The organism is Mesorhizobium sp. L-8-10, assembly GCF_016756635.1.
Classification (GTDB): domain Bacteria; phylum Pseudomonadota; class Alphaproteobacteria; order Rhizobiales; family Rhizobiaceae.
In genome coordinates this window covers 1,566,354-1,579,341 of sequence record NZ_AP023263.1, presented here as the reverse complement: position 1 = coordinate 1,579,341, position 12,988 = coordinate 1,566,354, and the positions used below count along the sequence as shown (strand labels likewise).

The 12,988-nt window shown below is 65.7% G+C and carries 11 protein-coding genes; 4 read left to right on the top strand and 7 right to left on the bottom strand.

The features are described 5' to 3' along the window. Window positions 1–64: 64 nt before the first annotated feature. Window positions 65–1,501, bottom strand: coding sequence for a pyruvate kinase (pyk, locus tag JN280_RS07280; protein WP_202311081.1), 1,437 nt, complete (start codon window positions 1,499–1,501; stop codon window positions 65–67). Next, complete coding sequence (locus JN280_RS07275) at window positions 1,498–1,950, bottom strand: DUF1036 domain-containing protein (RefSeq protein WP_342215988.1); 453 nt, start codon at window positions 1,948–1,950, stop codon at window positions 1,498–1,500. The genes pyk and JN280_RS07275 overlap by 4 nt, the downstream gene beginning before the upstream one ends. A gap of 280 nt (window positions 1,951–2,230) precedes the next feature. Here JN280_RS07275 and JN280_RS07270 point away from each other — a divergent pair, with 280 nt between their 5' ends. Both JN280_RS07270 and JN280_RS07265 read left to right on the top strand, forming a co-directional pair. Continuing rightward, the gene (locus JN280_RS07270) at window positions 2,231–3,028 is read left to right on the top strand and encodes an N-formylglutamate amidohydrolase (protein WP_202311079.1); all 798 of its coding nucleotides are present in this window, start codon (window positions 2,231–2,233) and stop codon (window positions 3,026–3,028) included. Window positions 3,029–3,039: 11 nt separating this feature from the next. Beyond that, entirely contained in the window at window positions 3,040–3,348 is a 309-nt protein-coding gene (locus JN280_RS07265) for a DUF1244 domain-containing protein (protein WP_202311077.1), read from the top strand. Window positions 3,349–3,381: 33 nt separating this feature from the next. On the opposite strand, the gene JN280_RS07260 is transcribed toward JN280_RS07265, so the two are convergent. Next, entirely contained in the window at window positions 3,382–4,248 is an 867-nt protein-coding gene (locus JN280_RS07260; RefSeq protein ID WP_202314599.1) for an RNA polymerase factor sigma-32, read from the bottom strand. A 131-nt stretch (window positions 4,249–4,379) separates the two neighbouring features. Here JN280_RS07260 and JN280_RS07255 point away from each other — a divergent pair, with 131 nt between their 5' ends. Continuing rightward, entirely contained in the window at window positions 4,380–6,170 is a 1,791-nt protein-coding gene (locus JN280_RS07255) for an acyl-CoA dehydrogenase (RefSeq protein ID WP_202311075.1), read from the top strand. Window positions 6,171–6,283: 113 nt separating this feature from the next. Further along, window positions 6,284–6,763 carry an SRPBCC family protein gene (locus JN280_RS07250; protein WP_202311073.1) on the top strand — a complete coding sequence of 160 codons (480 nt, stop codon included), beginning with the start codon at window positions 6,284–6,286 and terminating at the stop codon, window positions 6,761–6,763. A gap of 81 nt (window positions 6,764–6,844) precedes the next feature. Here the strand turns inward: JN280_RS07250 and JN280_RS07245 are convergent, their stop codons facing one another. The 4 genes from JN280_RS07245 to JN280_RS07230 form a co-directional block, all read right to left on the bottom strand. Next, window positions 6,845–7,420, bottom strand: coding sequence for a CarD family transcriptional regulator (locus JN280_RS07245; RefSeq protein ID WP_202311071.1), 576 nt, complete (start codon window positions 7,418–7,420; stop codon window positions 6,845–6,847). Between the two features lie 370 nt (window positions 7,421–7,790). Beyond that, a complete protein-coding gene (gene fdxA / locus JN280_RS07240) occupies window positions 7,791–8,129 on the bottom strand; it encodes a ferredoxin FdxA (protein WP_202311069.1) in 339 nt (112 codons plus the stop codon). A gap of 256 nt (window positions 8,130–8,385) precedes the next feature. Further along, complete coding sequence (locus JN280_RS07235; protein WP_202311068.1) at window positions 8,386–8,769, bottom strand: RNA-binding S4 domain-containing protein; 384 nt, start codon at window positions 8,767–8,769, stop codon at window positions 8,386–8,388. Then, the gene (locus JN280_RS07230) at window positions 8,770–12,117 is read right to left on the bottom strand and encodes a helicase-related protein (RefSeq protein WP_202311067.1); all 3,348 of its coding nucleotides are present in this window, start codon (window positions 12,115–12,117) and stop codon (window positions 8,770–8,772) included. Window positions 12,118–12,988: the final 871 nt, after the last annotated feature.

The window sequence follows — 12,988 nt, the reverse complement described above, 5'->3', positions numbered from 1 at the left end:
TAGGTCTTTGGTTTGACGCATGTCTTTGTCCCCGAAACCGGTACCCACTTTCGGGAGACATGCTTTAAAGCGCGCCCAGCCCGTCGGAGCCGATATAGGCGATGCGCAGCATATTGGTCGCGCCCGGCGTGCGCAGCGGCACGCCCGCGGTGATGATGACCCGGTCGCCCGGCTGGCCGAACTCCTCGGCAAACGCGATGCGGCAGGCGCGATCGACCATGTCGTCGAGGTCGGTGGCGTCCTCAGTCACCACGCAATGCGTCCCCCAAAGCAGCGAAAGGCGCCGCGCCGTCTCCAAGATCGGCGACAGCGCGATGATCGGCACCTGCGGCCTTTCGCGGGCGGCGCGCAGGCCGGTCGTACCCGATGCCGTGTAGGTGACGATCGCGGAAAGCTTCAGCGTCTCGGCGATCTGGCGCGCGGCGGCCGAGATCGCATCGGCGCCGGTCGCCTCCGGCTCCGAGCGCTGGGCGTTGATGATGCCGAGATAGACCGGGTCCTGCTCCACGCGTTCGGCGATCCTGTTCATCATGCCGACGGCCTCGATAGGATACTCGCCGGCTGCCGATTCGGCCGAAAGCATGATGGCGTCGGCACCCTCGAAGACCGCGATCGACACGTCCGAGACCTCGGCACGGGTCGGCACCGGCGCGCTGATCATCGATTCCAGCATCTGCGTGGCCACCACGACCGGCTTGCCGGCGCGGCGCGCGGCGCGCGTGATCTGCTTCTGGATGCCGGGCACGGCTTCCACCGGCATTTCGACGCCGAGATCGCCACGCGCCACCATGATGGCGTCGGACAGCTCGATGATCTCGGCCAACCGGGCGACCGCCTGCGGCTTCTCGATCTTCGACATCAGTGCGGCACGGCCGCGCGCGATCTTGCGCGCCTCGGCGAGGTCCTCCGGCCGCTGGATGAAGGACAGCGCCACCCAGTCGACGCCGGTCGCGAGCACCGCGTCGAGATCGCGCCGATCCTTCTCGGTGAGCGCACCGAGCGGCAGTTCCGTGTCGGGCAGGCTGACGCCCTTCTTGTCGGAGATCCTGGTGCCGGTGACGACCCGCGTCACGATAGACTTTCCGTCGGTCTCTTCCGCCACCAGATGCAGCCGGCCGTCGTCGATCAGCAGCCGGTCGCCCGGCTCCACCGATTTCAGGATCTCGGGATGCGGGAGATGGACGCGCTCGGCATTGCCGGGTTCGGGATTGTCGTCGAGCGTGAATGTCTGGCCCGGCTTCAGCTCTTCCCTGCCCCTGGCGAACTTGCCGACCCTGAGCTTCGGGCCCTGCAGATCGGCCAGGATGCCGATCGGACGGCCGACCGCCTGCTCGACCGCGCGGATGCGTCCGACCAGCGTGCGCATCAGCTCGTGGTCGGTATGGCTCATATTGATCCGGAAGACGTCGGCGCCTGCTTCGAAGAGCTTTCGGATCATGGCCTCGTCGGAAGAAGCCGGGCCGAGCGTTGCGAGGATCTTGACCTTTCGGCTGCGTCTCATTGAGTTCCTGTTCCCGTGACGGCCGGTGCGCCGCCGGTTGCGGGCTGATCGGTCAGCTGCACCATCCAGCTCGCCTGCTCGCCCGTGTCGTATTCCTGGAATCCTGCGCGCTGGAAGCCGCGGGCGACGCAGTCGCTGACGCCGGCGATCTTGAACTCCTTCTCGGCGACGCACATGTTGATCGGCCCGTCCCAGCGCCCACCGCGCTCGGCATCCTCTGCATACAGATAATAATAGCGTGATGACAAAGGCCCCTCGATCAGGGTCTTGCAGGTCGATCCTTCGACATGCCACCAGCCTTCGGTGACCCAGCCGGCCTTGGCGCGATAGCCGATCGACACGCCGATGAGGTTCTGGGTGGCATTGCAGACCCGAAAGTCCGCCAGGGCCGGGGAAGACGCAACGGCCGCGACGATGGGGATACCCGGCAAAAGCAAGAGCGCGGCCATCAGGTGGCGAAGGCGCAGCCTGCCGGCGAATATCATCCTGAAGCCCCTCGACAGTGAAATCGGCATCGTTGACGCCCCTTTTCGGCAAAGTCCGGGCGCATGTCAACGCGCGCCCGCTGCGGAACCCAATCGATTTAGAACGCGACCGCCGGACGAGTTCGTCACCCTTTTGGTCATTTCAGTAAAAAGATTGGCCAAACAACGGCATTGCAACCCCGACACCGCCGTGAAATGACGGGTCCCACGCCGAAATGGACGAACAGGGGACAATTCGACCCGCATGACACGCTCCGCAGTCTTTGCTCCCTTCGAGGTCGTCGAGGGCTCCCGAAAGCGTGGCCTCGTGCTGATCGCGGATCACGCGCGGCGCGACCTGCCCGAGGAATATGGCGATCTTGGCCTGCCGGCCGGGGAGTTCGACCGCCACATCGCCTATGACATCGGCGTCGAGCATGTCACGCGGCGGCTTGCCGCTCTGCTGGACGCGCCGGCCGTGATCGCCAATTTCTCGCGGCTGCTCATCGACCCCAACCGCGGCGAGGACGACCCGACGCTGATTCGCCAGCTCTATGACGGCACCGTCGTGCCGGGAAACTATCCGATGGCGCCGGAGGAGCGCGAAAGACGGCTCGAGCGCTTCTACCGGCCCTATCACGATGCGGTCGCGGCGGTTACCGCCTCGGCCGCGCATGATTCCGGCCATGCGCCCTTCGTCATGTCCATCCATTCCTTTACGCCGGTGATGCAGGGCTTCGTGCGCCCCTGGCATGTCGGCGTGCTGTGGGACCTCGATCCGCGCGCGCCGCTGCCGCTGATCGACCAGTTGTCGCAGGATCCGGACCTCGTCGTCGGCGACAACGAGCCCTATGACGGCGCCTTGCGCGGCGACACCATGTTCAGGCACGCCATCGTCAACGGCTTCGCCCATGCGCTGGTCGAGATCAGGCAGGATCTGATCGCCGACGAGCATCAGGCCACGCGCTGGGCCGAGCGGCTCGCGCCGATCGTTGACGCGATCAACCGTCGCCCCGATATACATGAGGTCAGGCGCTACGGCTCCCGCACCGGGCCAGTGTGAAGGAGATTGGAATGAGCGAACTCACCGACGAGCAGAGGCGTGATTTCGAGGCGGCCGCCTTCCGCACGCTGGTCGCGCATCTGCGCAATCGCGCCGACGTCCAGAACATCGACCTGATGAACCTCGCCGGCTTCTGCCGCAACTGCCTGTCGAACTGGTATCGCGACGCCGCCAACGCGGCCGGCCTCGACATGAGCAAGGAGGAATCGCGCGAGATCATCTACGGCATGCCCTATGCCGAATGGCAGGCGCGCCACCAGACGGAAGCCTCCGACGCCAAGAAGACGGCCTTCGAGGCCAACCGGCCGAAGGACCATTAGACCCGACGTTCTGTCTACGACGACGGCAGCCGGTCACGCGGCCTGCGATTCGAAGGCCGGATTGGCCTTGACCAGCGCGACCTTGAGCTTTTCGAGCGCACGGTTCTCGATCTGGCGAACACGCTCCTTGGAGATTCCCAGCGTCTCGCCGAGCGCCTCCAGCGTGGCGCCCTCGTCGCACAGGCGCCGCTCGCGGATGATCTTGAGCTCGCGCGGATTGAGCACGCAGAGCGCGCTGTTCAGCCAATCGCTGCGGCGCTCGTCGTCGATGGCGTCGCCGACGATCTCGTCCGGAAGCGGCTCATCCGAGATGAGGAAGTCGAGACGGTCCGAAGCGCCGCTGCCCTCTTCGGCGATCGGGGCGTTGAGCGAGGCGTCGGGACCGGACAGCCTGGAATCCATCAGCGCGACATCCGCCTCGGGCACGCCGAGCGCAAGCGAGATCTCCCGATAGGCTGCCGCGCTCGACAGCGGGTCGGATCCTTGCGCCAGGCGCGCGCGCAACCGCCTCAAATTGAAGAACAGGGCCTTCTGCGCCGAACTCGTGCCGCCGCGAACGATCGACCAGTTACGCAGTATGTAATCCTGGATGGAGGCGCGGATCCACCATGTGGCATAGGTGGAAAAGCGCACCTCGCGCTCCGGCTCGAAACGTGCCGCAGCCTCCAGAAGACCGACATGACCTTCCTGGATGAGATCGCCCATCGACAGCCCGAAATTCCGGAATCGCGCCGCCATCGAGATGACGAGCCGCATATGGGCGGTGGTGATGCGGTGGAGCGCTTCCTGGTCGTGATCCTTGCGCCAGCGGATAGCCAGCGCCAGTTCTTCATCGCGCTCCAGATAGGGCGCCTTCATCGCCGCCCGGATCATCGTCCGTCTCGCCGACTCGTCCGTCATCATGCGCTCCACAAGATGGCCGTTCACGAATCCCGGTCCGCAACGGACCGTGATAGGCATAGGGTGCGTCGAGCGGCTAAACTCCGGCCCGCCGTCCAGAACCATCAACGTACCGGATGAGGAAATGTTCCATGATCAGCGTCGACCGGACCGATCTCGCCTTCCAGCTTTTCGACGTGGTCAGGGCAGAGGAACTCGCTGCCGCGGCGCGCTTCGCCGACTATGACCGCGCGGCGATCGAGGCCGCGCTCGATACCGCCGAGCGCATCGCATTCGACCATTTCCTGCCCCACGCCGCCGCCCTCGACGAGAACGAGCCGCGCTTCGTCGACGGAAAGGTGGTCATGGACGGGCGCGTCGGCGAAGCGCTCGCCGCCTACCGCGAGGCGGGCTTCTTCGGTGCGGGCTTCGACCATGAATGGGGCGGCGCGCAGATGCCCGAAACCGTGCGCAGCGCCTGCGCCTTCATCTTCTCCATGGCCAATGTCGGCACCGCCGGCTACCCGTTCCTCACCGTCGGCGCGGCCAATCTGATCGCCGCCTTCGGCACCGCGGAGCAGAAGGAGCGGTTCCTGAGGCCAATGGTCGAAGGCCGGTTCTTCGGCACCATGTGCCTTTCGGAGCCGCAGGCGGGCTCGTCGCTCTCCGACATCACCACCCGCGCCGAACGGCAGGCCGACGGAAGCTGGCGGCTGACCGGACGCAAGATGTGGATCTCGGGCGGAGACCAGGAGATCTCCGAGAACATCGTCCACATGGTGCTCGCCAGGATCCCCGGCAGCCTGCCCGGGGTGAAAGGCATCTCGCTGTTCATCGTGCCGAAATATCTGGTCGCCGACGACGGCAGCCGGGGACCTCGCAACGGGGTCGCGCTGGCCGGCCTCAACCACAAGATGGGTTATCGCGGCACGACCAACACGCTGCTCAACTTCGGAGAGGGCACGCCCTGCACCGGCTATCTGGTCGGCGAGGAGAACAAGGGGCTCGCCTACATGTTCCAGATGATGAACGAGGCCCGCATCGGCGTCGGCCTCGGTGCGACGGCACTCGGCGCAGCCGGCTACCGCGCATCGCTCGCTTATGCCCGGGAACGGCCGCAGGGCCGCCAGCCCGACGGCAAGGACGCCGCCAGCCCGCAAATCGCCATCATCGAGCATGCCGACATCAGGCGCCTGCTGCTCGCCCAGAAGGCGGCGGTCGAAGGCGCGTTCGCGCTCCTTCTCCAGGCGGCCCTGCTTGTCGACACGATCCGCACCGAAACCGACGAGACGAAGCGCCGCGAGACAGAGCTGCTGCTCGACCTGTTGACGCCGATCGCGAAGTCCTGGCCATCGGAGTTCTGCCTCGAAGCCAACAAGCACGCGATCCAGGTGCTCGGCGGCTACGGCTACACCCGCGACTATCCCGTCGAGCGGCTCTATCGGGACAACCGCCTCAACCCGATCCATGAAGGCACGCACGGCATCCAGGGCATGGATCTGCTCGGCCGCAAGGTGGTGCAGGCGGGCGGCGACGGCATGCGCGTCTTTGCCGCCCGCGTCATGTCCGATGTGGCCGCGGCGAATGCGACCGATGCCTTGCGCGCCCATGCGGCGGATCTCGCCGCGCACCTCTCGGAGACCGTGGCGACGACGGGCAAGCTCGCCGCCGCACTAGCCGAGAACCCGCGACTGGCGCTGGCCAACGCCACCGCCTATCTCGACATGACGGGTCACGTCGCCATCGCCTGGATGTGGCTTAGGCAGGCGGTGACGGCATCGCGCAAGCTCGCAGCCGGCGAAGGAGACGCGGATTTCCTGCAGGGCAAGCTCGCCGCCTGCCGCTACTTCTTCACCTACGAGCTGCCGAAGGCGCGTACCCAGCGGGCCCTGCTCGACAGCCTCGACGATACGACACTGTCGATGCGGCCGGCCTGGTTCTAGCCTCTGCTGGTCCGCTTGGACACGCAAGGGACGCCCTGTAGCATCAAGGTCCGGAGATCGAGAATCCACTGTGTTGCGATTTTCGACGGGAACGACACGCAAGCAGAGAGACCATGCGAATCCGCAAGGCAGATTTCCTGCTCGACATGCGCCGGACCTTCCGCGCGCCGCCGTCGCTGGTGTTCGAGACCTTCACCCGCGCGGAGCTGCTGCGCCGGTGGATGTGCCCGCATGGCTACACTGTCCAGACGGCCCATGCGGATGCCCGGATCGGCGGTGGCTTCCGGATCGAGATGCAGTCACCCGAGGGGGTGGGCTACGAGGTGGCAGGCCGCTACCTCGAGATGCGTGCGCCCGAGCTTCTTGTCCTCAGCTGGATCTGGGAGAAAGGCCACGGCATGGCCGGCATCGAGACTATCGTCCGGGTCGAGCTTTCCGCGCAAGGCAGCGACACGCTGATGGTGATGACCCATTCCGGACTGCTCGGCGAGCACGAGCGCGCCGATCACGAACAGGGCTGGAGCGGCGCTTTCGACAATCTGGCGGGGCTGCTCGCCCGGCTCGGCGGCCCAGGCAGCGGCACGTCTGCGTAGGTACCAGCTTTCGGAAGACATGCTTCAAAGAAAAACCCGGCGCGACGGCCGGGCTCTTCGGTATCGTGACGGAATGCCGGCTCAGGCCGCCTCTTCCTGCTCGGCCTCTTCGTTGTCGGCCTTGGCTCCGCGCTTCGGCCCCTTGGCCAGATTGGCCTCGATGAGGCGCACGGCTTCGGTCTCCGACATCTTGTTCACGGCAGCGATCTCACGCGCCATGCGGTCGAGAGCCGCCTCGTAGAGCTGGCGCTCGGAATAGGACTGCTCGGGCTGGTTCTCGGCGCGGTAGAGGTCGCGCACCACTTCCGAGATCGATATCAGATCGCCGGAATTGATCTTGGCGTCATATTCCTGGGCGCGGCGCGACCACATGGTGCGCTTCACGCGGGCGCGGCCCTGCACGACCTTCAGCGCGCGATCGACATAGTCGGTCTCGGACAGCTTGCGCATGCCGATCGACGTGGCCTTGGCCACCGGCACCTTGAGACGCATCTTGTCCTTCTGGAAGTCGATGACGAAGAGTTCCAGCTTGTGGCCCGCGACCTCCTGTTCATCGATCGATACGATCTGGCCGACGCCATGCGCCGGATACACGATGAACTCGCCGGTCTTGAATCCGTGACGCGTCGCCGCTGTCTTCTTCTGGGGGGTTGCCATACGCCCTGCACTCCTTTGCGCTGCCGGCGGAATCGCCGGCCAGACTTGACATGGCCGCCGACATGGCGGGCCTTAGATTGCCGCACAACAGGTCTCACATCCGGAATAAGCCGAGCCGCAGCACAGGTACAAATCATACCCGCCTGGCCCAGTTCGCCTGGTCCGGAGTGTGTGCATCACCTTTCAATGATTTGAGGCGTTCGCCATCAATCGACGTTGTGTCACCGGCATGTTTTTTACGGATAGCACAAAAAGTCGACAGAATCAACAATTTGCTGCACACGCGAAGAATCGGCCGTTGTCAATGCGGCTGAGCAAGGTGACAATTCGGACGAAATTGATCAAGCCGGTTACAATTTCCGGGCGAAGATCAGTCCCCTTCGCCGGGCTCGGGAGAGAAGAATTTCTCGAACTTGCCCTCGATACCGTCGAACTCCTTGGCGTCGGCCGGCGGCTCCTTCTTGGAGGTGATGTTCGGCCAGGCCTCGGAATACTGGGCATTGATCTTGAGCCAGTCGTCGAGCCCGGGCTCGGTGTCCGGCTTGATCGCGTCGGCCGGGCATTCGGGTTCGCACACGCCGCAGTCGATGCACTCGTCCGGATGGATGACGAGCATGTTTTCGCCTTCGTAGAAACAGTCGACCGGACACACCTCTATGCAGTCCATATATTTGCATTTGATGCAGTTGTCGGTGACGACATAGGTCATGGAGGCGGCTCCGGGAGGTCCCGTATTCTACTGGTTGCGTTCGTGAGGTAGACCCTTTGACGGACCATGGCAAGGGCGGCCATTGCGCGCAGTCGCGCCCGCGAGGAACCGATTTTCGGGCCAGCCCGGACGGGCGCATTTTCCGCCTGCGGCGTATCGCCTGGAGGACGGTTCAAACGACACGCACTGCAGGTTCCTGATCAGCGCATGCCCTTTTCCCGAGACCGCTGCACGCTTTGGGGGGCATGCCTGGTATCTACTCGCCGGAGCGGAAGCGGTCGGTCTCGCGACGTTCCTTCTTGGTGGGTCGGCCGCTGCCCGCATCGCGCAAGGGCGGCAGCGCGTCGGACAGGGCTGCATCGCGCGGCGCCGGCGGCGGCGTCAGGTCTTCATAGAGGGTGCGCGCCTCCTCGGCCGGCCCGCGGCGGACGCCGCCGGCGAGCACCTTCAGCACGAGAATGCGCCGGTCGAGCGTGATCGTAAGAACATCGCCCGGCCTGACCGGATGCGCCGCCTGCTCGGCCTTGTCACGGTTGACCCGGACGCGGCCCGACTGGACCAGCTTGGCTGCGAGCGATCGCGATTTCACGACGCGCGCGAAGAACAGCCATTTGTCGAGCCGCCGCCGCCCGCCGTCCATCTATTTCTTGAGCTGGTCGCGCAGGGCGGCGAGCTTGGCGAAGGGCGAATCCGGGTCGAAGCGCGGGGCGCGCTCCTCGCGCGGCCGCGGCTGGAAGCGTTGCTTCTGCCCCTCGCCGCCCTTGCGCTGGTCGCGATCCCGGTCGCGCCGCTGGTCGCCGCTCCTGTCGCTTCGCTGGTCGCCGCTCCTGTCGCTTCGCTCCGGTCGATCGCCCCCGTCGGGCCCGTTGCCGGGCTTGCCGGCGAACTTCTTCTCGAAGCGCTGCTTGCCGCCCGGTCCGCCGTCGCTCGTACGCTCATGGCGCTCGCCGGGCGCGCTGTGACGCGGCCCGCCATGGCGCTGACCCTCCTTGCCGCGCGGGTGATGGCGGTGGCGCGGGCGCTGCTCGAATCGCGCCTGGCGCCAGAGCATGATCGGCTTCGCCTCCTCCGCGGCGGCTTCGGTGGTCGCGGTGGCCTCGTCGGCCTTGCCCCCGTCGCCGGCAGCCGCCACACCGGCTTCAGCCTGCGCAGCGGGCTCGTCGGCCGCCTGGGAACCGCCGGCAGCCGAGGCCGGGGCGATCTCGGCTTCGGTCGTTACGACTTCCGCAACGGGCGCTTCCGCAGCGGCCTGCGGCTCGACAGACATAGCTTCCGCGGCTTGCCCGCTTTCCTCGGCGGAAGACGTGTCGGCAGCAGCAGAGACGTCCTCAGGGGCCTCGGCCTCACCTGAGACGGCCGCGTCTACGGTCTCGTCTACGGCCCTCTCGGTGACTTCCGCTTCAACCGCCTCGGTCTGAGCCGGGGCGGCTTCCGCTGCTGCCGCTGCAGCAGCCTGGGCCGCAGCCTTGGCAAGGGCTGCCGCCTTCGCTGCCTCGTCGATCTCGGCGAGCCTCGCCTTCACCTCGGCCGCGGGTTTCGGTTCGCCGCGATAGCCAAGACCCTTCAGGATCTCCTCCATGTCGTCGGCGGTGGCGCCGAGGATCGACATCATGGGCGGGGTTACGAGGAAAGCGTTGCCGTCCCAGGCGCCGTCGGGACGGGCCCCGATGCCGGCCCGCCAGGCGAGCGCCGGACGGATCAGGTCCGCTAGCCTTTCCAATATGTCGACGCGCACGGCGCGACGGCCGAGGATGCGGAAGCCGGCAAGCTTGTAGAAAGCCCGATCGAAACTCTGGTTGACCACGACGGAGGTGCGACCCGCGGCCAGGGCATGGACGATGTCGCCGAAGCCTGCCTTGTCCTTGCCGTCGTTCTTCAGCGCCCAGAGCAGCGTCACCAGGCTGGCCGGGCCGGGCTTGAGCAGCGCCGGCGCAAAGACGTGGTAGGCGCCGAAGCGAACGCCAAGCTTGCGCAGCGCGGCGCGGCCGTCCTGGTCCAGCGACTTCACGTCTTCCGCGATATCGCGGCGGTTGATCAGGCCGAGTTCCTCGACCAGGCGGAAGGCGATGCCCTTGCCGATGCCAGGGATGTGTTCGGCGCCCTTCAGGTCGATCAGCGGCTTCAGCAGCGTGTCGATCTGGTAGTTGACGAAACGATCGGCCCGCGCCGCGACCTTGTCGCGCGCGGGGCCGGTGAGTTGATCGTCGGCCAGGAGGATGACGCGCGGCCGCAACGGATCCTCGCCGGCCACCAGCGTGCCGATCGGCGCGCCGATCCATCGCAATATGCCGTCCGAGGCAAGCGCGATGTCGCCGTTCGGCGCGATCGCGAACTTTTCCGCGCGCGCCTCGAACTCCGTGGCGAGCGCCTTCTGCGCGGCGGCGCGCACGGCCTTGGCATCCTCGCCGCCGGCGCTCTGGTCGGCGGTGAAGCGGAATCCCTGCAGTTCGCCGACGTGATGACCCTCCACGGTCACCGTCCCGGCAGGGCTGATCTCTGCTTCCAACATGCTATTCTCTCTCAGGCGCCTCATGAGCACGGATGTCCTGCGGTCTACGAAGCGTTTCGTCAACCGGTCATGCAGGGCATCCGACAATCTGTCCTCGATCTCGCGCGTTTTTTCCTGCCAGTGTGCCGGATCGGCCAGCCAGCCAGGCCGATTGGAGACAAAAGTCCAGGTCCTGATCTGGGCAATCCGGTGGGACAGGGCGTCGATGTCGCCGTCGGTGGAGTCTGCGCGGCGCACCTGCTCGGCCATGTAGTTCTCGTCGACATGGCCGGTGCGGACGAGGTCGAGATAGATCGAGCCGATGAGGTCGGCATGCTGCGCAGGCGCGATCTTGCGATAGTCCGGCAGGGCGCAGGCTTCCCACAACAGCGCCACCCTGGCGGTGCCGTGCGCCAGGTCGCGGATCTCGGGATCGCGCGACAATTGGTCGAGCGCCTGCTGGTCGACGGCCGGCAGCGCGCGCGTCAGTCCCTCGACCGGCGCCGTCGTCTCGATCGAGCGCTTCAGGGCATCGAGGCTCGCATAATCGAAGACTGCCGTGCGCCACTGCAGCACCTTCACCGGATCGAAATTGTGGCTCTCGATCTTCTCCACCAGTTCGTCGCCGAGCGGATCGACCTGGCCGGTGACGCCGAAGGTGCCGTCGCGCAGATGGCGGCCCGCGCGGCCGGCGATCTGGCCGAGCTCGGCTGCACTCAGGTCGCGATACTGATAGCCGTCGAACTTGCGGTTCTGGGCGAAGGCGACGTGGTCGAGATCGAGATTGAGCCCCATGCCGATCGCATCGGTTGCCACCAGATAGTCGACATCGCCATTCTGGTAGAGGGCGACCTGGGCGTTGCGGGTGCGCGGCGACAAGGCGCCGAGCACCACGGCCGCACCGCCGCGCTGACGGCGGATCAGCTCGGCGATCGCATAGACCTCGTCGGCGGAGAAGGCGACGATCGCCGAGCGGCGCGGCAGGCGCGTCAGCTTCTTCGAACCGGCATAGGCCAGATGCGACAGCCGCGGCCGCGTGACCAGCGACACGCCCTTGAGCAGGCGCTCCAGTATGCCGCGCATGGTGGCAGCGCCGAGCAGCAGGGTCTCCTGGCGGCCGCGCAGATGCAGGATGCGATCGGTGAAGATGTGGCCGCGCTCGAGATCGCCGGCGAGCTGCACCTCGTCGATGGCGACGAAGGCCGCATCCGTTTCGCGCGGCATCGCCTCGACCGTGCAGACGGAATAGCGCGCGCCAGCCGGCACGATCTTCTCCTCGCCGGTGATCAGGGCGACCTTGTTCGCGCCGACCTTCTCGCAGACCCGGCCATAGACCTCGCGCGCCAGGAGCCTCAGCGGCAGGCCGATCAGGCCGCTCTCATGGGCGACCATGCGTTCGATGGCGAGATGGGTCTTGCCCGTATTGGTCGGCCCGAGCACGGCAGTGACGTCACGGCCCGACAGCACGAGCGGAGCATTCGGTTTCGGCTGGATGTTCATGAAGCTTCTTCGGGCCTTTCGGCTGGAGCCCCCCGCGTGTCCATCTGGACGCACACGGGCGCTCTCTACTTTGAATCTACGCGTCGCGCTTGCCGGAAATCGAGCACGATTTTCGAGCCGATGCGGTAGAGGCGAGGATCCCCGATCCGCTGCTCAAAGGCAGGCCGCCTTGGATGGGCAGACATATAGGAACTGAAGCCGGCTGCAACAGGCAAAATCGTCGGATTTTCTGCCGCCTCACGCCGGAGACCCGGCCCGCCGCGACGCCGATCGATACAACACAGATTAAGCTTTGGAACGAGTCTGGAACGAATCAGCGACGAATCGCTGACTCCGGAAGATTCATCTTTTGTTCACGGCTAGATGTGGCCCCTGGACGAGGGATTCTAACCAGATGCTGAATCCGTCGTTCCGGATTTCCGACGCTTCATGAAGAACGCCATGGCACCCGTTAACTTTTGCGGCCGGCGGCCGGCGCATCCGATCACTCCATCGGGCAAGATTATGAAATTCTTCACTTTTCCTAAGCAGAGCCTAACCGGAGCGACGCCACGGGCGCGCTCTCGCGTTAACGATCGGGCCAAAGCCGGAACGAATCAGCGACGAATCGCTGATCGCGCGGCGTTCCCTGTCTGTTCACCGCGAGATGTTGTGGCCGGGCGCTGCCGATGACCGATTGCGGCAGCCATGCGGCCGATGTTTGTTTCCGTCGCGCTGGCTGGCGTTAACCGGCTTGCCCCGTTTCGGGACAGCTCGGCCGCCGGGTTATCAAAAAGCCTGTGACTTGCCGATAGGGAAGCTTTTGCCATCTTGCGTTGCGCTTCACGCGGGAGTTGGGTTGTCATGTTCGACAAGACACTTGGTACGAGGA

Coding starts and splice junctions, on each gene's coding strand:
- JN280_RS07255 (WP_202311075.1), top strand. CDS start 4,380: ATGATCAGCGTCGACCGGACCGATCTCGCCTTCCAGCTTTTCGACGTG.
- JN280_RS07230 (WP_202311067.1), bottom strand. CDS start 12,117: ATGAACATCCAGCCGAAACCGAATGCTCCGCTCGTGCTGTCGGGCCGT.
- JN280_RS07235 (WP_202311068.1), bottom strand. CDS start 8,769: ATGGACGGCGGGCGGCGGCGGCTCGACAAATGGCTGTTCTTCGCGCGC.
- JN280_RS07245 (WP_202311071.1), bottom strand. CDS start 7,420: ATGGCAACCCCCCAGAAGAAGACAGCGGCGACGCGTCACGGATTCAAG.
- fdxA (WP_202311069.1), bottom strand. CDS start 8,129: ATGACCTATGTCGTCACCGACAACTGCATCAAATGCAAATATATGGAC.
- JN280_RS07270 (WP_202311079.1), top strand. CDS start 2,231: ATGACACGCTCCGCAGTCTTTGCTCCCTTCGAGGTCGTCGAGGGCTCC.
- JN280_RS07260 (WP_202314599.1), bottom strand. CDS start 4,248: ATGACGGACGAGTCGGCGAGACGGACGATGATCCGGGCGGCGATGAAG.
- JN280_RS07250 (WP_202311073.1), top strand. CDS start 6,284: ATGCGAATCCGCAAGGCAGATTTCCTGCTCGACATGCGCCGGACCTTC.
- JN280_RS07275 (WP_342215988.1), bottom strand. CDS start 1,950: ATGGCCGCGCTCTTGCTTTTGCCGGGTATCCCCATCGTCGCGGCCGTT.
- JN280_RS07265 (WP_202311077.1), top strand. CDS start 3,040: ATGAGCGAACTCACCGACGAGCAGAGGCGTGATTTCGAGGCGGCCGCC.
- pyk (WP_202311081.1), bottom strand. CDS start 1,501: ATGAGACGCAGCCGAAAGGTCAAGATCCTCGCAACGCTCGGCCCGGCT.